General features: G+C 55.3%; 16 protein-coding genes. 7 read left to right on the plus strand and 9 right to left on the minus strand.

The window, feature by feature from the left end:
• Window positions 1–15 precede the first annotated feature (15 nt).
• Entirely contained in the window at window positions 16–1,086 is a 1,071-nt protein-coding gene (locus ACQG0T_RS05140) for a LacI family DNA-binding transcriptional regulator (RefSeq protein WP_017383203.1), read from the plus strand.
• A 103-nt stretch (window positions 1,087–1,189) separates the two neighbouring features.
• Window positions 1,190–4,279 (plus strand): beta-galactosidase, encoded by a 3,090-nt coding sequence (locus ACQG0T_RS05145; RefSeq protein ID WP_049134108.1) that lies wholly within the window; start codon window positions 1,190–1,192, stop codon window positions 4,277–4,279.
• A gap of 35 nt (window positions 4,280–4,314) precedes the next feature.
• Here the strand turns inward: ACQG0T_RS05145 and ACQG0T_RS05150 are convergent, their stop codons facing one another.
• Complete coding sequence (locus ACQG0T_RS05150) at window positions 4,315–5,130, minus strand: nickel/cobalt efflux protein RcnA (RefSeq protein ID WP_032652728.1); 816 nt, start codon at window positions 5,128–5,130, stop codon at window positions 4,315–4,317.
• A gap of 134 nt (window positions 5,131–5,264) precedes the next feature.
• Between ACQG0T_RS05150 and ACQG0T_RS05155 the strand changes: the two genes are divergently transcribed.
• Window positions 5,265–5,537 (plus strand): metal-sensing transcriptional repressor, encoded by a 273-nt coding sequence (locus tag ACQG0T_RS05155; RefSeq protein WP_015571258.1) that lies wholly within the window; start codon window positions 5,265–5,267, stop codon window positions 5,535–5,537.
• Here ACQG0T_RS05155 and ACQG0T_RS05160 read toward each other — a convergent pair.
• Entirely contained in the window at window positions 5,530–7,098 is a 1,569-nt protein-coding gene (locus ACQG0T_RS05160) for an EAL domain-containing protein (RefSeq protein ID WP_049134106.1), read from the minus strand. The two genes, ACQG0T_RS05155 and ACQG0T_RS05160, sit on opposite strands and share 8 nt — an antisense overlap.
• A 217-nt stretch (window positions 7,099–7,315) precedes the next feature.
• Here ACQG0T_RS05160 and ACQG0T_RS05165 point away from each other — a divergent pair, with 217 nt between their 5' ends.
• Both ACQG0T_RS05165 and ykgO read left to right on the plus strand, forming a co-directional pair.
• Window positions 7,316–7,576 (plus strand): type B 50S ribosomal protein L31, encoded by a 261-nt coding sequence (locus ACQG0T_RS05165; RefSeq protein ID WP_015571255.1) that lies wholly within the window; start codon window positions 7,316–7,318, stop codon window positions 7,574–7,576.
• 2 nt (window positions 7,577–7,578) lie between these two features.
• Window positions 7,579–7,719, plus strand: coding sequence for a type B 50S ribosomal protein L36 (gene ykgO / locus ACQG0T_RS05170; RefSeq protein ID WP_003859006.1), 141 nt, complete (start codon window positions 7,579–7,581; stop codon window positions 7,717–7,719).
• Here the strand turns inward: ykgO and ACQG0T_RS05175 are convergent.
• Window positions 7,716–8,426 (minus strand): GNAT family N-acetyltransferase, encoded by a 711-nt coding sequence (locus tag ACQG0T_RS05175; RefSeq protein WP_017383207.1) that lies wholly within the window; start codon window positions 8,424–8,426, stop codon window positions 7,716–7,718. The genes ykgO and ACQG0T_RS05175 overlap by 4 nt on opposite strands.
• 101 nt (window positions 8,427–8,527) lie before the next feature.
• On the opposite strand from ACQG0T_RS05175, the gene ACQG0T_RS05180 reads away from it, so the two are divergent.
• Window positions 8,528–9,988, plus strand: a complete 1,461-nt coding sequence (locus ACQG0T_RS05180; protein ID WP_172746071.1) for a PLP-dependent aminotransferase family protein — start codon at window positions 8,528–8,530, stop codon at window positions 9,986–9,988.
• On the opposite strand, the gene ACQG0T_RS05185 is transcribed toward ACQG0T_RS05180, so the two are convergent.
• The 6 genes from ACQG0T_RS05185 to acrA form a co-directional block, all read right to left on the minus strand.
• Window positions 9,960–10,427, minus strand: coding sequence for a YlaC family protein (locus ACQG0T_RS05185; protein WP_015571252.1), 468 nt, complete (start codon window positions 10,425–10,427; stop codon window positions 9,960–9,962). The genes ACQG0T_RS05180 and ACQG0T_RS05185 overlap by 29 nt on opposite strands.
• Before the next feature lie 116 nt (window positions 10,428–10,543).
• Window positions 10,544–11,095 (minus strand): maltose O-acetyltransferase, encoded by a 552-nt coding sequence (gene maa / locus ACQG0T_RS05190; protein WP_015571251.1) that lies wholly within the window; start codon window positions 11,093–11,095, stop codon window positions 10,544–10,546.
• A 208-nt stretch (window positions 11,096–11,303) separates the two neighbouring features.
• Window positions 11,304–11,522 (minus strand): HHA domain-containing protein, encoded by a 219-nt coding sequence (locus ACQG0T_RS05195; RefSeq protein ID WP_015571250.1) that lies wholly within the window; start codon window positions 11,520–11,522, stop codon window positions 11,304–11,306.
• A 27-nt stretch (window positions 11,523–11,549) separates the two neighbouring features.
• On the minus strand, window positions 11,550–11,924 hold the full coding sequence (tomB, locus tag ACQG0T_RS05200) for an Hha toxicity modulator TomB (RefSeq protein WP_006809850.1): 375 nt from the start codon (window positions 11,922–11,924) through the stop codon (window positions 11,550–11,552).
• 510 nt (window positions 11,925–12,434) lie between these two features.
• Window positions 12,435–15,581 (minus strand): multidrug efflux RND transporter permease subunit AcrB, encoded by a 3,147-nt coding sequence (gene acrB, locus ACQG0T_RS05205; RefSeq protein WP_271040581.1) that lies wholly within the window; start codon window positions 15,579–15,581, stop codon window positions 12,435–12,437.
• A gap of 22 nt (window positions 15,582–15,603) precedes the next feature.
• Window positions 15,604–16,797, minus strand: coding sequence for a multidrug efflux RND transporter periplasmic adaptor subunit AcrA (acrA, locus tag ACQG0T_RS05210; protein WP_017694395.1), 1,194 nt, complete (start codon window positions 16,795–16,797; stop codon window positions 15,604–15,606).
• 141 nt (window positions 16,798–16,938) lie between these two features.
• On the opposite strand from acrA, the gene acrR reads away from it, so the two are divergent.
• Window positions 16,939–17,592 carry a multidrug efflux transporter transcriptional repressor AcrR gene (gene acrR, locus ACQG0T_RS05215; RefSeq protein WP_015571247.1) on the plus strand — a complete coding sequence of 218 codons (654 nt, stop codon included), beginning with the start codon at window positions 16,939–16,941 and terminating at the stop codon, window positions 17,590–17,592.
• The last annotated feature ends 112 nt before the right edge of the window (window positions 17,593–17,704 follow it).

A 17,704-nucleotide genomic window follows, 5' to 3' on the forward strand; every position in this document is an offset into this window, starting at 1 on the left:
ACGACGCCAGAATGTATGAAAGCGATCACTCTTTATGACGTTGCCCGCGTGGCGGGCGTTTCCTATCAGACCGTTTCCCGGGTGATTAACGACGCAGAACACGTTTCTGCCCGTACGCGGGAAAAGGTCCGGCAGGCCATGGCGGCGCTACACTATGTGCCTAACCGTGGCGCGCAGCAGCTGGCCGGGAAACGTACCCGCACGCTGGGGCTAATGACCAGCGATCTGGCGCTGCATGCGCCGTCGCAAATCGCCTCAGCTGTAAAATCCCGGGCAGTGGAGCAGGGGGCTAGCGTACTCATCTCCATGGTGGAGCAACCCGCGCAGTGTCAGGCTGCTTTGCAGGAATTACTGGCGCAGCGCGTGGAGGCGCTGCTGGTGAACGTTCCGCTGGAAGATGCACAGGCAGAAATGCTTCAGGAAATGGCCTCGCCGACCCCGGTTCTTTTTCTCGATGTTTCCCCCACAGCTCGGGTTAACAGCCTTGTTTTCAATGCCGAACAGGGCGCTGGCCTGGGGGCAGAGCATCTGCTTTCGCTGGGGCACCAGCGAATTGCGCTGCTCGCCGGGCCGGAAAGTTCTGTCTCTGCCCGGGCTCGTCTGGCGGGATGGAAAACCACGCTGGCCCGGGCCGGCGTGGAGGCGTTTGCGGTGGCGCAGGGCGACTGGAGCGCGGCCTCGGGCTATGAGAAAGGGCATCAGCTCCTGGCGGGCGCGCAGCTGCCGGAGGCGATCCTCGTCGCTAACGATCAGATGGCGCTTGGCGTTTTACGCGCCTGTGCGGAAAAAGGCGTTGCGGTACCGGGGCAGATCTCGGTTGTCGGATTTGATGATACGGCTGACAGCGCGTGGTTTTCACCTCCGCTCACCACCGTTCGGCAGGCGTTCCGCGAGGCCGGTGAGCGCAGCGTGGAGTGGCTGATGGCACCTGCCCATCACGACGAATGCTGGCAGGAACAACTTCCCGTTACGTTGATAGTACGTCATTCCACCGCGCCGCGCGCCGCACAGCAGGCCGATCGTGAAGATCTGGCACAACAGCTCAGAACGCTGGCGCTGCTGGCGGAGAAACTGGCGCGCAGCTAGCACTTTTGTGATCGTGCTCGCCTGGTGACGATCAAAGTCTTTACCGCCACCGTTTACCAGGGCATGTTGGCTGAAATTGTGAGCGCTTCGCAAAGAGGTTGATATGTCTTCTACATTACCGCTGACCCTCAGCGCACTTCTGGCGCGTCGTGACTGGGAAAACCCGGGCGTGACGCAGTGGAATCGTCTGGCCACACACGCGCCTTTTCATAGCTGGCGCGATGAAACCTTCGCCCGCGAGGATAAACTTTCGCTAAGCAAGCGTCTGCTTAACGGCGTCTGGCGATTCAGCTTTTTCCCGGCGCCAGAGCAGGTTCCCGAGGCATGGATAACGGACGATCTGGCTGACGCCGTTGGGATGCCCGTGCCGTCGAACTGGCAGATGGAGGGATTTGACACTCCCATCTATACCAACGTCACCTATCCGATAAATGTGAACCCGCCGTATGTTCCGGCTGAAAACCCAACTGGTTGTTACTCGCTCACATTTGAGATGAATGACGCCTGGCTGTGCAGCGGGCAAACCCGCATTATTTTTGACGGTGTGAATTCAGCTTTTCATCTGTGGTGTAACGGCCAGTGGGTGGGCTATTCGCAGGACAGCCGTCTGCCTGCGGAGTTCGATCTCAGCGCGGTGCTGCGACCGGGGCAGAACCGTCTGGCGGTGATGGTGTTACGCTGGTGCGACGGAAGCTACCTGGAAGATCAGGACATGTGGCGGATGAGCGGCATTTTCCGTGACGTCTCGCTGCTGCACAAGCCGGAAACGCGAATTGCCGATTATCAGATCGTGACCGATCTGAATGCCGAATGCGATCGGGCGATACTCCGGGTTGACGTTGCGCTGGAAGGCTCACGCTACGCCGAATGCGAGGTGGCGTTTACCCTGTGGCGTAACGGCGAAGCCTGCGCGCAAACCACGCAGCAGCCCGGATCGGCCATCGTGGACGAACGCGGCAGTTGGGCAGAACGGCTCACGGTGGCGATCCCCGTGAACGCTCCCGCGCTGTGGAGCGCTGAAACACCGGAATGCTATCGGCTGACAATGTCGCTTCGGGATGCGCAGGGTAACGTGCTGGAGACTGAAGCCTGCGATGTCGGTTTCAGACGCGTCGAAATCAGCAACGGCCTGCTGAAGCTTAACGGCAAACCGCTGCTGATCCGCGGCGTGAACCGTCACGAACATCATCCTGAGAAGGGGCAGGTGATGGATGAGGCGACCATGCGCCGCGACATCGAACTGATGAAGCAGCATAACTTCAACGCCGTGCGCTGCTCGCATTATCCGAACCATCCTCTGTGGTACACGCTTTGCGATCGCTACGGCCTGTACGTGGTCGATGAGGCGAATATTGAAACCCACGGCATGGTGCCGATGAGCCGCCTGGCGGACGATCCGCGCTGGTTGCCTGCCATGAGCGAACGCGTAACGCGTATGGTGCAGCGGGACCAGAATCATCCGTCCATCATCATCTGGTCCCTGGGGAATGAGTCCGGGCATGGGGCGAATCACGATGCGCTGTACCGCTGGCTGAAAACCGCCGATCCCACGCGGCCGGTGCAGTACGAAGGCGGTGGCGCCAGTACGGCCGCTACCGATATTGTCTGCCCGATGTATGCCCGCGTCGATCAGGATCAGCCGTTCCCGGTGGTGCCAAAGTGGTCGATTAAAAAGTGGATCGGCTTGCCGGACGAAACCCGTCCGCTGATCCTGTGCGAGTATGCCCACGCGATGGGCAACAGCTTTGGCGGCTTTGCCAGCTACTGGCAGGCATTCCGCAGCCATCCCCGGTTGCAGGGCGGGTTTGTCTGGGACTGGGTCGATCAGGCGCTGACGAAAAAAGCGGAAGACGGCACGGCATACTGGGCCTACGGCGGCGATTTTGGCGATAAGCCCAACGACCGTCAGTTCTGCCTCAACGGGCTGGTGTTTCCCGATCGCACTCCGCACCCCGCCCTTTACGAGGCGCAGCGTGCCCAGCAGTTCTTTACCTTTACGCTGGTGAGCACCGTTCCGCTGGTCGTCGATATCCAGAGCGATTATCTGTTCCGTCATACTGACAACGAGCATCTGCGATGGTCAGTGGCGCGTGACGGTGCGGTATTGGCTTCCGGCGAAACACCCCTTTCTGTTGCGCCTCAGGAGACGCAGCGCGTTGAGATCCCGCTGCCTGAGCTTGACGCTGAGCCGGGCGAGGTCTGGCTCAACGTGGAGATCGTTCAGCCGCAGGCCACGCCGTGGTCGCCGCCCGGCCACCGTTGTGCCTGGGATCAGTGGCCGCTCCCGGCTCCGCTGTACCTTGCGCCACCGAAAGCAGGCGGAACCCCTCCGCAGCTAACGGTGCAGGACGAAGCGCTGGACATTACTCATCAGCAGCAGCGCTGGCAGTTTAGCCGTCTCACCGGAAACCTGACCCAGTGGTGGAACGAGGGCGCTGAAACGCTCCGTTCCCCGCTAACGGATAACTTCACCCGCGCGCCGCTGGACAATGACATTGGCGTCAGCGAGGCGACCCGCATCGATCCGAACGCGTGGGTGGAACGCTGGAAAGCGGCAGGGATGTATGGGATGTCCGCGCGCCTCCTCCAGTGTGAAGCGGAGCAGCATGCCCGTGAGGTGGTGGTGACCACGCAGCACGTGTGGGAGCATCAGGGTAAAGCGCTGTTTATCAGCTGCAAGCTCTGGCGGATTGATGACCACGGGGTGCTGCACGGTGATGTGCAGGTGACGGTGGCGTCTGATATTCCTGAGCCCGCTCGCGTGGGCCTGAGCGTTATGCTGGCGGATATCCCGGAAACGGTGCGCTGGCTGGGGCTGGGCCCGCTGGAGAACTATCCGGACAGAAAACTGGCGGCGCAGCAGGGGCGCTGGGCGTTACCGCTGGAAGAGATGCAGACGCCGTATATCTTCCCGACGGAGAACGGTTTGCGCTGCGACACCCGCGAGCTGACGTTTGGCTCCCATCAGTTGCAGGGACAGTTCCATTTCTCCCTGAGCCGTTATAGCCAGCGGCAGCTGCATGAGACAACGCATCAGCATTTTCTGCGGGAAGAGGCTGGCTGCTGGTTGAATCTTGATGCGTTTCACATGGGCGTAGGGGGGGACGACTCATGGAGCCCGAGCGTAGCCCCGGCCTTCATTCTGCAAAACCGCCGGCTGCGCTTCACGTTTAGCTGGCAGCAGAACGGCTGAGCCGACACGTGCGGCCACTACCGTGGCCGCAATGCTTATCTCAGGATCCCGCTTACGCCGTGAATGCTCATATAAATCCCGACTACCGCGATCAGTGCCGCTGAGATCCACGGCGCCTTGCGCGAAAAGGCGCTAAAGCCGGGCCAGCGCTTCGCCGCATGTTTCATGCTTAATGCGGCAATTGCGCCAGAGGCGACGAGAGTGAGCGCCAGTCCGATACTGAAACTGAACACCAGCGTGGCGCCGAGCGCGAAATGTTTCAGTTGCAGGCAGATCAGCAGCACCGTAATGGAGGCCGGACAGGGGATAAGCCCACCGGTCAGGCCGAATAGCGCGATTTGCCCGGTGGTGACCTCTTTACCGTTGAAGCGTCGGTTAATGTCCTGGGCGTGTGCGCGCTGGTGGGCATCCTGCCACTCCTCTTCAACCAGAGGAGAAGTGTGGTCGTGATGATGCGCGTGGTCGTGATGATCATGATGGTGATGATGATTATCATGGTGGTGATGCGGCTGGCTCTCATGCCAGGTTCGCCACGCCATCCACAGGGCGATCAACACGATCAGAACCCCGGAAATCAACTGAAACCAGGGCTCAGAAGTATCTGCATCCCATCCCCGACCAAACCATAATCCCGCCATCGCAATGATCCAGACGACCGCCGTATGAGACAGCGTTGCGGACAACCCAAGCAACACAGCCTGTTTCAGCGTACCGCGGATCGCCACAATGAAAGCCGCCATCATTGTTTTTGAATGGCCTGGCTCAAGGCCATGGAGCGCGCCAAGCAGGATGGCGCTGGGGACAAACAGCCAGGCGTTACCCTGCTGTAGAAGAGAAGAAAAATCGTTCATTGAACATTCCGGGGTGGAAAACATGCCGAGAATACTACTCCCCCCCAGTAGTATAATACTACCCCCCAGTAGAAAAATACCCAGGGGGAGTAGAGCGTGATATGCTTTTTACGCCACCAAAGAGGAGCTAAGCGATGTCACACACAGTTCGTGATAAAAAGAAGTTATTGACCCGCCTGAAAAAAATTCAGGGGCAAAGCGCTGCGCTGGAAAAAATGCTCAACAGCGATCATGAATGCGCCGAGGTGTTACAGCAGCTAGCGGCGATCAGGGGCGCGGTAAACGGCATGATGATGCAAGTAATTGAGGGACATTTAACCGATCACGTGGTGAAAGAGCCAGAGGAAGCGCAGCGCGAGGCCGATCTCGGGGTCGTGATGCAGGTGATCAAATCGTACCTTAAGTAATGTGCTTCTCCAGGTTGTGCCCGGCCCAGAGAATGAAATCCTCTTTAGGCAGTGCCTTGCTGAAATACCAGCCCTGGCCGTACTGCACGCCGTGGCGATGCAACCATTCAATCTGCCCTTCAGTTTCAATGCCTTCTGCGACCATCGCCAGTTTAAGCGATTTGGCCATTTCGATGATGTGGGGAGTCACGTTCTTGTACTCCAGCGCATCCACAAAGGATTTATCAATCTTCAGGGTATCAACATCCAGGTCCTGCAAATAGCTCAGGCTGGAGTAACCTGTACCAAAATCATCAATGTAGATAGCGTGCCCGGCGCGGCGAAACGCAGTGATGGCAGGCACGCTGACGGCGGGATCGGCAAAGCCGCGCTCGGTTAATTCAAGGGCGATCTGGCGCGGGTGGACGCCCCATTTGTTGAGCAACTGACTCAGCTGGCGAGGCAGCTCGGGGGACGTTAAATCGGATGGCGCAAGGTTGACAGAAATGTGCAGTTCCGGATGATGATGCAGCCAGGCGCCTAAATCCTCAAACACCTTATTCACCACCAGCTGCGTCAGCGTTGAAATAAGCCCCGTCTGCTCAGCCAGCGGCACAAAGAGATTGGGCGACAGGTGACTGCCATCTGGCTGCGGCCAGCGCATCAGCGCTTCAGCACCCACCAGTTTTCCACTGCACAGCGCCACGATGGGCTGATAGTAAACCTCGATCTCCCGGTTGTTGATTGCGTCGATCAGGCGGTGACGCGGGGACAGCAAACGGCGGAGGATGCGCAGGACAATAAGGGCAGCAGCCAGGCTTAGCAAGATGCCAGCCGGTAGCCAGATGATCAGCTGCTGGTGCCAGGATTCCGCCAGCGGTTTTAACGACGCCCACGCGATCACCGTAAACCCCAGTTCGGGTACAGGTTTCAACACGTACATCGAGCCGTTGTATTGTACGCGCGTAACGTCCTGCTGCTCCTTAACGACAGAAAGAATATACGGGTCGACAATATTGCTTCTGGCAAATATCCGATGGGTTTCACTGCCCACCAGGGCGGCATCCATCGAAATTTCACCAAACGGGACAACATCCACAAGCGAGGCAGGATCAACCATCACCAGATAATGTCCTTTCCCCAGAACGGCCATATAACGGTGAATGCCGAGGTCGTTTTGCGAGGTGAGCCACGCGCTGTACCCGTCTGCGGTGATCCGCATCGGGGGCGGCAAGATCGCCGTATTACTGGATTGTTCCAGGGATGAGCAGAGCGGCTTCAGGTTATCGGTATACATCACTTCCTGAATATAGCGCCAGGAGAATGCAACCCGACGCATCTCGCGTAAATGCGGGGGAGTGCAGGGCGGGGCGCGGAATGTCTGTAGGTGCGTGAGCGCCTGTTTTGCCTGCGCAACGACTCTGTCGGTACGGATCAGAACGCGCGAGGCATAGCTGTCCAGAGCGTCCACAAATTTATCCTCTGCCTGACGATGCGCCAGCCAGATACTGAGGCACACAGGGACCAGCACAGAGAAGATCAGTATGCCTGTTACCAGGCTGACCAGATGTCGGGTTCGCATGCTGCTTTATCCTTTCCATATGCCCACCTTGGGCCTGGAGTTTGCGCGCCAGAAGAAAAAGTTTTTTATCGCTAAATGATATAGTTATAGCATGTGACAGTCTCAGGCAGGTATCTGAATCAACCTTTCAAAAACAGGCTGTGCGTCACAGGGGTTGTTTTTGCAGTAAAGCTCAGATAGTATTTTGTTATGTTATAACAATACATGAAGGCCAGAGATGAAACCGAATATCCATCCAACCTATCGCACCGTTGTGTTTCACGACACCACGGCGAATGAATACTTTAAAGTCGGCTCAACAATTAAGACAGACCGTGAAATTGAGCTGGAGGGGAAAACGTATCCCTACGTTACCCTTGATGTCTCCTCTAAATCACATCCGTTTTATACCGGGAAGCAGAAGACCTTCTCGACGGATGGCAGCGCGGCACGCTTCCGCAAGCGTTTTGGTGGCTTTCTTGATGCGAAGCGAGGCTAATCATGCAGGTGCTGAACTCATTGCGCAGTGCAAAACAGCGTCACCCGGATTGCCAGATAGTCAAACGCAAGGGACGCTTATACGTGATTTGCAAATCTAACCCGCGCTTTAAGGCGGTGCAGGGACGTAAAAAAAGACGCTAGACGCGCGTCTCTCGCCAGCTTTCCAGGGATCTTTTCTGTTTGCCATCGGCGGTAAAATTGTCGGTGGCAAGCCAGCTTTCAAACGCGCTCGCCAGCGCTGGCCACTCTTTGTCGAGAATTGAAAACCAGTCGGTGTCCCGGTTTCGGCCTTTAATGACCAGCGCCTGGCGAAAACGCCCTTCAAACTGAAAGCCCAGACGCAGAGCCGCTTTGCGGGATGGTTCGTTCAGGCTGTTGCACTTCCATTCATAACGCCGGTAGCCCAGGGTATCGAACACGTACCGCATCAGCAGATACTGCGCTTCTGTCGACATGGGCGTGCGACTTAACAGTGACGAGAAGTGAACATGTCCCACTTCCACAACGCCGTTTTTAGGATCGATCCGCATCAGGGACAGCGTCCCGACAGGAGACTGGGTCTGGTTATCGATAACGGTAAAGTGGATGGGATCGGCTAATTCGCTCACGCTCGCCACCCATTCGGCAAACTCCTCTGCGGTGGCATCGGGTTCACGCAGCAGCCACGTCCAGCTTCGGGTATCTCCGGCCAGGGAATACGCAGAGAACAACGCCGGGGCATGCTCCACGCGCAGAGGCTCAAGCCGACAATAGCGACCCTGAAGTATCACCCGGGACGGGTGCGGGCGAGGCTGCCAGTCGATGAGGCTTTCGCCTACAGGTTGTCCAAACTCATTGAATGTATTCATCTTTATTCCCGTCACATTGAAAAGATCTCCAGATTAATGAATTGCTGGTTCCTTAAAAAGAACCACCAGGCTATGTTTTTCTGGTACCACGAGGAGGAAAGATGAATATACCGGGTGATGAGCTTTACACCTTGCTCCATGCTGCGCTGAAAAAACGTGGGGAAGAGACGCTCCAGCGTGCGCTCTATCTTGCTTTGCGGGAGGCCATACTGTGCGGAAGGCTTCGATCCGGCAGCCATTTGCCCGGCTCACGAACGCTGGCGCAGCAGATCTCTGTGTCCCGAAATACCGTCAACGCGGCGCTGGACCAGCTCACGCTCGAAGGTTATTTGCTGCGTAGCCGCCAGGGCACGCGGGTGGGGCAATTCGCTCCTCGGACGATTGCCCGGACATTACCGGACCCGGACGTCAGGCTGACAAAACGTGTCGCCCTGCTGCCCGCGCCTGTGCCGCGCGACACTCCGGTGATGGCGTTTACGCCGGGAACGCCTGCCATCAACTATTTCCCCTTGCCGCTGTGGCGGCGGTTGTACGATCGCGTCCTGCGCGAGGAGGGAAGCGCCCTGTTAGGGTATGGCGACCCGGCCGGCGAGCCGACGCTGCGGGCCGCCATTGCCCGCCATCTTGCGCTCTCCCGCGGCATTGACTGCGATGCCAGCCAGATAGTGATAACCGAAGGGGCGCTGGAGGGCGTCAATCTCTGCACGATGCTGTTAAGCGAGCCGGGGGATGTCGCCTGGGTGGAAAATCCCGGCTATAGCGGCGCCAAAAGCGCTTTTGTCAAAACCGGCCTGGCGATGACAGGCATACCGGTGGATGACGAGGGGATGTGCTGGGAAGGGCTGTCTGCGCCTTCACCCACGCTGATTTTTACCTCGCCATCGCATCAGTTCCCTTGCGGAAGCGTGCTCAGCGCGCGGCGGCGTCTGGCGCTGCTGGAACTGGCCCGGCAGTACAGCGCGTGGATCATTGAGGATGATTACGACAGCGAATTTCGTTATACCGGTGAGCCCGTCCCGGCGATGCTGGGAATGGTCAACAATGCGCCCGTTGTGTATCTGGGGACGTTCAGCAAAACGCTGTTTCCATCGCTCCGGATGGGGTTCATGGTGTTACCGCCAGCGCTGGCGAAGGCGGCGCGTCCGGCCATCGGCTCGCTGCTGCGCGGCGGGCATCGCGCTGAACAGCGCACCCTGGCGCTGTTTATTGAGGAAGGCCACTATGCACGACATCTTGCCGCCATGCGCCGCCTTTATCGTAAGCGTTACCGCCAGCTGCGGGAGGTGCTGAGCGCAGAGCTTCATACGCCGCACCGTGTTCTTGCCGGGGAAGGGGGAATGCATCTGACGCTGGCAATTGACGGTATCGACGACCAGCGGCTGGTAGAGCAGGCGAGAGCGTTTCAGCTGGCACCCGCTGCGCTGAGCGGGTATTACCTTGAGACGAAGCAGGGGCAAACCGGTCTGGTTTTAGGTTACGGTAATACCTCTGCTTCGCAGTTTGCGCCGGGTATCCGACGTCTTCAGGCGCTCATTACACCGCAGTGGGGCGGGAAAGGGTAAAGACATCATAAAAAGAGAGCTGGCCCTTAGTGATGACCATTTTCTGCAACTTCTCTTTTTGCCCGGCTTCGACGGCCGGCGAGTGCAGGATGCTGTCGATCAGCTCCTTCGGCACGTAACGCGTGTTGTACCACTCCCCGTTGTAGCACACGCGGAAATCGAGTACGTCGATATCTTCATACCGGTAACGCGGATTGACGTCGAAAAAGAAAAACGCGTTAAACACCACGAACAGCACAACCAGTAGCCAGACGGAATCGACCAGTGTTTCAGACTTCAGCATGACGATAAGCGTTGCCAGCCAGGCGGCGTACATGGCGACGAACAATCCGGGGTGTTTGCGAATAAAGCTGATGCTAAAACGCGGGCGATTGTCGCGCTTTTCGCGGGTATTGAGATCGTCGATGGTGGCGGTAAGCAGGCGCTGTATCTCTGTCATTTTTTGCCTTTATGATTGTTAAAAATACAGGTGATCTGCCTATTTTATGAGAGGGGTTTATGCGATGAAAGTAACAGTTATGCCAGGAAAAAGCATAACAGTTACTCAGGATGCGCTTAGATCATTTTAATGATTTTCGCCGGATTCCCGCCCACTACCGCATTGGCCGGCACGTCTTTGGTCACTACCGCGCCGGAAGCGATAACCGCATTATCGCCAATGGTCACGCCTGGATTAATCACCGCGCGTCCGCCGATCCAGACATTATCACCAATGGTGACCGGTTTACCGTACTCCAGCCCGCTGTTACGTTCGGTCGCATCCAGAGGATGCGTGGCCGTATAAATGTGCACTCCCGGCGCAAGCATACAGTTATCGCCAATGCGGACAGGGCAGACGTCCAGCATGACGCAATCGAAGTTAGCGTAAAAATTGTTGCCCAGATAGATGTTATACCCGTAGTCGCAGCGGAAGCTTGGCTCTATATAGGCACCTTCGCTTTGACCCAGCAGGTCAGCTAATAAGGCGCGACGTTCGGCCTTCTCATCGGGTGCGGTATGGTTATAGCGGTGAACAAGATGACGCGCGCGTAAACGGTCAGCCCTCAGCGTGTCATCGCCAGGGCGGTAATATTCACCTGCAATCATCTTCTGTTTTTCTTCACTCATGGGAACCTCTCTGGAATCGTTTTACGCAGCGTAAAGAGGATTAACCAGAAAGGGAACGTTCCCTAAAAGTGGCTGTGACGGGAGTCACAACATTCTTGCGCATAAATACGTTTTATACGGGAACCTGGCGTTTGCATTTGAAGCGTAATTCGAAAGGTAAATTCAGCTTAACAACGGACGTAATGCCTTTACAGTCTCTCTTCAACGATTAACGAACAAATTTCCACACCGAAGAGGGGATCTTGTCATACAGTTTATTCATGGTCAGCTCAGCAAGACGATGGTCGGCAGCTGAATAAAATACCGCCAGTTCATTATCAGACAGCTCGTATTTATTTTTCTCAATAACACGTTCGAGGGTGTCAATTGACTGGCAGCGTCGCAGGCGCATCAAATAATCGACTTTTGTTAATGGTTTATCAGACATAAATTCACCTTAGTAATTGTAATAATTTTAACAGGAAAGACTAACCGGATTAGCTCTGCTGACATTAGTGAAGCAGCGAAATAGACGGTTTCCTGATTTACGCCATTTCTGCAAATCCTGTGCGTTAATGCCGTAGCTGCTGAACAACATAAAGGTGTCGTCCAGGTATTCATCAATTTGCTCTATCAACTTATTATCTTCATTGTACTTAATTTTATAATTAAGTGCGAAGGTGGCGATATGCTCGATCAGCTCGTTGAGCTGTAAATTGATAGCAGACGTTGGATCGTTCACCCAGCCATGGTTACTTTCTTCAAGATTGGCAAGGCAGTCATGGTACAAGGATTCGCAGAGAAATTTCAACTGCGCGATATCATGCCTTTTTGGCGAGTACTCGTCCATAGCGCATCCCCTTCTGAGTGATTTTTTACTCACCGAACATCATGTCGGGATGGATACAACTTGCTTAGCCACACGGGAGCTGTGTTCCTGATAACTCTAACTATAAGCCACTCTGATCAAGATTTCACCGCGCTATTACGAAAAATTACAATTAAATCGTTACTGTTCGAGCCTTTACGCAAATCTACCTTTTGCAGCGAACGCGTTAATCAATAAAAAAGACGATTTTTATCGGTTCCTTAGAATTCATTGAGTTAGCGCAAAGTTTCATGTGAAGTCCGAAACCAGATATCTTCAGATATTTTCCATTGCTTAGGAATAGTCCGAATAATTTACGTCACGAAATGATAATAAAAGAATGCTGAGTTCCTGGTGTAAGTTATCGGCCTATTATGATAGGCCTTATTAAAAAGGAGGAAAATAAATAGAAAGGCAATAGGTCTATTTTATGATTTTTTCTGAAAAAGAAAAAGGCCGCAAATGCGGCCTTTTTATCATGTGAAACCGGTATCAGTGATGTTCTACCGAATGATTGTGCTCAACGTCTTCATTCTTACGGCTGAAGCGGCGGCGAACCACCACGAAGAACACCGGTACGAAGAAGATCGCAAGAACGGTCGCGGTTACCATCCCACCCATTACGCCGGTACCTACTGCGTTCTGTGCGCCGGAGCCCGCGCCGGAGCTGATAACCAGCGGCATAACGCCGAGGATAAACGCCAGGGACGTCATCAGGATTGGACGCAAACGCATACGAACGGCTTCCAGCGTTGCTTCAATCAGGCCTTTTCCTTCTTTCTCCATCAGATCTTTGGCGAATTCGACGATTAGTATCGCGTTCTTCGCCGACAAGCCAATGGTTGTCAGCAGGCCCACCTGGAAGTAAACGTCGTTGGTCAGCCCACGGAACGTTGCGGCAAGCAGCGCACCGATAACCCCCAGCGGAACCACCAGCATAACGGAGAATGGAATCGACCAGCTCTCATACAATGCCGCCAGACACAGGAACACCACAATCAGTGAAATGGCGTACAGGGCAGGGGCCTGGTTACCGGACAGACGTTCCTGATAGGACATGCCGGTCCAGTCGTAGCCGACACCCGCAGGCAGTTTGCTGGCCAGTTCTTCCATCAGGTTCATGGCTTCACCGGTGCTTCGGCCCGGGGCTGCCTGACCGAGGATTTCCATCGATGGCAAGCCGTTATAACGCTCCAGACGCGGTGAACCGTATTCCCAGCGCGAGGTTGAGAAGGCGGAGAATGGCACCATCTGGCCATCGCTGCCGCGAACATACCAGTTGTTGATATCGTTCGGCAGCATACGGTATTGCGCTTCGGACATCACGTAGACTTTCTTCACGCGACCACGGTCGATGAAGTCGTTGACGTAGCTGCCACCCCAGGCTGCACCCAGCGTGGTATTAATGTCGCTGATGGAAACACCTAGCGCCTGCGCTTTTTCCTGGTCGATATCGATCTTGTACTGCGGCGTATCTTCCAGACCGTTAGGGCGAACGCCCACCAGCAGGTCAGGGTGTTTTGCCACCTCGCCAAACAGCTGGTTACGCGCCTGAGTCAGTTTTTCGTGGCCCAGACCGCCCTGGTCAATCAGCTGGAAGTCGAAGCCGGTCGCCGTACCCAGTTCAACAATCGCTGGCAGGTTAAAGGCGAAGACCATCGCATCTTTAATCTGTGAGAAGGTGCCCATCGCGCGGCCGGTAATGGCTTCTACCTTGTTCTCTGCGCCCGGACGTTCAGACCAGTCTTTCAGAGAAACGAAGGCGATACCGGTGTTCTGACCACGACCCGCGAAGCCAAAGCCGTTAACCGCAAACACGGATTCGACGTTGTCTTTCTCTTTGGTCAGGAAGTAGTCGGTCATCTCATCCAGCACCTTTTGCGTACGCTCTTGCGTCGCACCGGCCGGAAGCTGCGCCATACTCAGGAACACGCCCTGGTCTTCATCTGGCAGGAACGAGCTTGGCAGACGAACGAACAGGAAAGCCATCCCCACCACGATGATGATATAGAGCAGCAGGTAACGACCGGTGCTGCGCAGGATGTTACCCACGCTGTCGGTGTAGTGGTGCGTACTCTTATCAAACATGCGGTTGAACCAGCCGAAGAAGCCTTTATGCTCGCCGTGACCGCCTTTCTGAATCGGCTTCAGCATCGTCGCGCACAGGGCTGGCGTCAGGATCAGTGCAACCAGTACCGACAGCGCCATCGCCGAAACTATGGTGATGGAGAACTGACGGTAAATCGCACCGGTAGAGCCACCAAAGAAGGCCATCGGGATAAATACCGCAGACAGTACCATCGCGATACCGACCAGCGCGCCCTGGATCTGGCCCATTGATTTACGGGTTGCTTCCTTCGGCGGCAGGCCTTCTTCCGCCATGACACGCTCGACGTTTTCGACCACCACGATGGCGTCATCCACCAGCAGGCCGATGGCGAGCACCATCCCGAACATCGTCAGGGTGTTTATCGAGTAGCCAAATATCGCCAGCACCGCGAAGGTCCCGAGCAGTACAACCGGCACGGCGATGGTTGGGATCAGCGTTGCGCGGAAGTTTTGCAGGAACAAGTACATCACCAGGAAGACGAGAATGATCGCCTCAACCAGGGTTTTCACCACTTCGTGAATCGAAATTTTAACGAATGGCGTGGTGTCATACGGATAAACGATTTTCAGACCTGACGGGAAGAACGGTTCCATCTTCTTCAGTTCTGCACGGATAGCCGTCGCGGTGTCCAGGGCGTTCGCGCCCGTCGCCAGTTTGATACCCAGACCGGAAGCCGGTTTACCGTTGAACTTCGCAATGATGTCGTAGTTCTCACCGCCCAGCTCAACCTTCGCCACGTCACGCAGGCGAACCTGCGAACCGTCCTGATTCACCTTCAGCAGAATTTTGCTGAACTCATCGGCGGAGGTCAGACGCGTTTGCGCGATGATCGACGCGTTAAGCTGCTGGCCTTTCACCGGCGGTGTACCACCCAACTGACCGGCGGCAACCTGGGCGTTCTGCGCTTTAATTGCGCTGATAACGTCAACCGGCGTCAGCTGGAAGTTGTTCAGTTTATTCGGATCCATCCAGATACGCATCGCGTACTGGGAACCGAACAGCTGAACGTCACCCACACCAGACGTACGGCTGATGGCGTCCTTCATGTTGGCGCCCACGTAGTCGGAAATATCCTCCTGCGTCATGGTGCCGTTGGTGTTGATCACGCCGACAACCATCAGGAAGCTACTGGACGATTTCTCGACGCTCACGCCCTGCTGTTGTACTTCCTGCGGCAGCAGAGGCATCGCCAGCTGCAATTTGTTCTGCACCTGAACCTGTGCAATGTCCGCATCCGTACCGGATTCAAAGGTCAGGGTGATCTGAACCGTACCGGTTGAGTCACTGTTTGAGGACATGTACATCAGGTTATCGATACCGTTCATGTTCTGTTCGATAACCTGCGTAATGGTATCCTGCACCGTTTTGGCATCAGCGCCCGGATAGGTTGCGGAGATCGTCACTGCCGGCGGCGCAATCGTTGGATATTGCGCGACAGGCAGCTTCAGGATCGCAAGTCCCCCGGCCAGCATGATGATTATGGCGATCACCCACGCAAATATGGGGCGATCGATAAAGAAATTAGGCATGTCTTAACGGCTCCTGTTTAAGTTAAGACTTGGTTTGTTCTGACTGGCCAGCGGCCGACGCTTGTTGTTTGTCGTCAGATTTCACTTCCTGAGCTTTGACCTGCGCACCAGGACGAACTTTTTGCAAACCAGTAATAATTACGCGATCGCCATCTTTCAGACCTTCCGTTACCAGCCACTTGTCGCCAATCGCCTGCGTTGCAGTGATATTGCGTGTTTCGACTTTGTTATCGGCACCCACAACCAGTGCGCTCGCATCGCCGCGTGGCGTACGGGTCACACCTTGCTGAGGAACCAGAATGGCGCTTGGGTTAGTCCCTTCCTCAAGACGGGCGCGTACGAACATACCCGGCAGCAGGGTTTTATCCGGATTGGGGAAAATGGCCCGGATGGTGATAGAGCCGGTGGTCTGATCGACGGTCACATCAGAAAATTCCAGTGTGCCAGTCTGTGAGAACTTGATACCGTCGTTGGTAACCAGTTCCACTTTGGCTTTACCGTTTTCCTGTTTCAGGGTGCCGTTAGCCAGCTCCTGTTTGAGACGCAGGAAATCGTTGCTGGACTGGGTGACGTCAACGTAGATCGGGTCGAGCTGCTGCACGGTGGCCAGCGCGTTGGTTTGACCGTTCTGCACCAGCGCACCTTCGGTGACGGCTGATTTACCAATGCGACCGCTGATAGGGGAGGTCACTTTGGTGTAGGCCAGGTTAATACGCGCGGTTTCTACCGCCGCTTTCGCCGCCACAACGGCTGCGTTGGCTTGCTGTGCATCGGCCAGGGCAGAATCGTAATCCTGTTGGCTGATGTACTGCGTGCCGAGCAGTTTCTTGTAACGATTCAACGTCAGCTGCGAGATTTTGGCTGCCGCTTCGGCTTTAGCCAGATCGCCCTTAGCGCTCTCATAAGACGCCTGATAGGTTGCTGGATCAATCTGATACAGAGACTCGCCTGCCTTGACATCACCGCCTTCGGTGAAGTTACGTTTCAGGATGATACCGCTCACCTGCGGACGCACTTCCGCAATGCGGTAGGCGCTGGTGCGGCCCGGTAGTTCTGTTGTCATCTGGAGAGGTTCGGATTTGAGCGTCACGACGCCAACTTCTGGCACCTGCTGAGCTCCTTGTTGAGCCTGTTTGTCGTCACATCCTGTAAGCGCTAAGCTGCCTGAGAGCATCAGAACGACCGCCAGAGGCGTTAACCCTCTGTTTTTGTTCATATGTAAACCTCGAGTGTCCGATTTCAAATTGATCAAGGGTCCTGAGTCTAAAAACCCATTGCTGCGTTTATATTATCGTCATGCTATGGTACATACATTCATAAATGTATGTAAATCTGACTCCTGTAAATTCATCAACGTATGGCACGAAAAACCAAACAACAAGCGCTGGAAACCCGACAACACATTCTGGATGTGGCAATGCGTTTGTTCTCACAGCAGGGTGTTTCGGCAACCTCGCTGGCACAGATTGCTCAGGCCGCGGGCGTCACGCGGGGAGCGATTTACTGGCATTTCAAAGACAAGTCCGATCTGTTTGGTGAAATCTGGGAGCTTTCAGAGTCCAGCATTAGCGATCTTGAGAGTGAGTATCGGGCAAAATTCCCTCACGATCCACTCTCAGTGTTAAGAGAAATTCTAGTATATATCCTTGAAGCGACGGTTGTTGAAGAGCGTCGTCGTCTGATGATGGAAATCATCTTCCATAAATGTGAGTTCGTTGGTGAAATGGCGGTGGTTCAACAGGCGCAGCGCGACCTGTGTCTGGAAAGCTACGATCGCATCGAACAGGTCCTCACGGAGTGCATGCAGGCCAAAATGCTTCCTGCCACATTACTCACCCGCCGGGCGGCGATCCTGATGCGCAGCTATATTTCCGGCCTGATGGAAAACTGGCTTTTTGCTCCGGAGTCGTTCGATCTCAGATCAGAGGCGCGCAGCTACGTCGAAATTTTTCTTGAGATGTGCCAGCTCTGTCCGACCCTTCAAAGTAAACTTAGCCCGCGCTCTGCCTGATCGGGCATGGGAAAAATCGTAGACCCTTTCCGTCGTACTATTCTGCTTCAGCCGGGCGTGATATCCTTCATGCCCGACTATTTCCGGTCATTTCTCACATCACATTCACAAC

This window comes from Enterobacter cloacae complex sp. 302F9 (assembly GCF_050030335.1).
Taxonomy (GTDB): Bacteria; Pseudomonadota; Gammaproteobacteria; order Enterobacterales; family Enterobacteriaceae; genus Enterobacter; species Enterobacter hormaechei_C.

Coding starts and splice junctions, on each gene's coding strand:
- ACQG0T_RS05180 (WP_172746071.1), top strand. CDS start 8,528: ATGAATATACCGGGTGATGAGCTTTACACCTTGCTCCATGCTGCGCTG.
- ACQG0T_RS05165 (WP_015571255.1), top strand. CDS start 7,316: ATGAAACCGAATATCCATCCAACCTATCGCACCGTTGTGTTTCACGAC.
- ACQG0T_RS05155 (WP_015571258.1), top strand. CDS start 5,265: ATGTCACACACAGTTCGTGATAAAAAGAAGTTATTGACCCGCCTGAAA.
- ykgO (WP_003859006.1), top strand. CDS start 7,579: ATGCAGGTGCTGAACTCATTGCGCAGTGCAAAACAGCGTCACCCGGAT.
- ACQG0T_RS05185 (WP_015571252.1), bottom strand. CDS start 10,427: ATGACAGAGATACAGCGCCTGCTTACCGCCACCATCGACGATCTCAAT.
- ACQG0T_RS05145 (WP_049134108.1), top strand. CDS start 1,190: ATGTCTTCTACATTACCGCTGACCCTCAGCGCACTTCTGGCGCGTCGT.
- ACQG0T_RS05175 (WP_017383207.1), bottom strand. CDS start 8,426: ATGAATACATTCAATGAGTTTGGACAACCTGTAGGCGAAAGCCTCATC.
- tomB (WP_006809850.1), bottom strand. CDS start 11,924: ATGGACGAGTACTCGCCAAAAAGGCATGATATCGCGCAGTTGAAATTT.
- ACQG0T_RS05140 (WP_017383203.1), top strand. CDS start 16: ATGAAAGCGATCACTCTTTATGACGTTGCCCGCGTGGCGGGCGTTTCC.
- ACQG0T_RS05150 (WP_032652728.1), bottom strand. CDS start 5,130: ATGAACGATTTTTCTTCTCTTCTACAGCAGGGTAACGCCTGGCTGTTT.
- acrA (WP_017694395.1), bottom strand. CDS start 16,797: ATGAACAAAAACAGAGGGTTAACGCCTCTGGCGGTCGTTCTGATGCTC.
- ACQG0T_RS05160 (WP_049134106.1), bottom strand. CDS start 7,098: ATGCGAACCCGACATCTGGTCAGCCTGGTAACAGGCATACTGATCTTC.
- maa (WP_015571251.1), bottom strand. CDS start 11,095: ATGAGTGAAGAAAAACAGAAGATGATTGCAGGTGAATATTACCGCCCT.
- ACQG0T_RS05195 (WP_015571250.1), bottom strand. CDS start 11,522: ATGTCTGATAAACCATTAACAAAAGTCGATTATTTGATGCGCCTGCGA.
- acrB (WP_271040581.1), bottom strand. CDS start 15,581: ATGCCTAATTTCTTTATCGATCGCCCCATATTTGCGTGGGTGATCGCC.
- acrR (WP_015571247.1), top strand. CDS start 16,939: ATGGCACGAAAAACCAAACAACAAGCGCTGGAAACCCGACAACACATT.